This is a genomic window from Mesorhizobium sp. M7A.F.Ca.US.002.01.1.1 (genome assembly GCF_004022955.1).
In the GTDB taxonomy this organism is placed as follows: domain Bacteria; phylum Pseudomonadota; class Alphaproteobacteria; order Rhizobiales; family Rhizobiaceae; genus Mesorhizobium; species Mesorhizobium ciceri.
Genome location: NZ_RZQE01000998.1, coordinates 1 through 737, shown reverse-complemented (window position 1 = coordinate 737; position 737 = coordinate 1). Strand labels below are relative to the sequence as shown.

Annotated in this window: 1 protein-coding gene; it reads left to right on the top strand. The window is 55.6% G+C overall.

Features of this window, described 5'->3' with window-relative positions:
- Window positions 1-315: 315 nt before the first annotated feature.
- A partial coding sequence (locus tag EN932_RS37345) for an Arm DNA-binding domain-containing protein (protein WP_245483420.1) occupies window positions 316-737 on the top strand: 422 nt, incomplete at its 3' end.

Sequence of the window (737 nt, the reverse complement as noted above, 5' to 3'; positions counted from 1 at the left end):
ATGCCGGACAATCACAACGCGCTGCGCTTCTACAGGGCCATCGGATTCGCAGTGTTGCGGGAGCCGGGATTGCCCGACCACAGCATCTATGTCGCCAAACGGCTGACAACCGCACCGGAGATCGTGTGAATGGTGGGCGATGACGGGCTCGAACCGCCGACATCTTCGGTGTAAACGTATAGCTACTGTATCCCTCCAGTTCCCGGCAGATCATCGATCGATTGTTTTAACTAAGCTTTTTACGATCGTACGTCTTTCCAAATCACCCGAGTTCCCATACTAGCTGTTGCTAGGCTGTAGCTAGGGCGATGATCGGTGCCTCTTACCAAAACTGATATTGACGAGATGCCTGCCCATTCCACACTTTGGGATTCTGGGCGCGGGTCAGTTGCGGGGTTCGGGGTTAGACGGCAGCGCAAGCACCCGACGTTCTGCCTGAAATACAGCCAGAGCGGCAAACAAAGGTGGCTTACGATAGGCCGCTATGGATCTCCTTGGACGGTTGATCAAGCACGGAATGAGGCCAAACGGCTGCTCGGTTTAGTCGCGGTAGGTGAAGATCCGGCAGCCGATAGGGATCGCCCCAAGCCGCCAACTGTGGGCGATCTCTGCGATCGGTACATGGAAATTGCCGAGGCCGGGGCGATCCTAACGCGCTTTAATCGGCCGAAGAAGCAATCGACCCTCTCAATCGATAGAGGCCGCATTGACCGCCACATTAAGCCTCTAATTGGAAC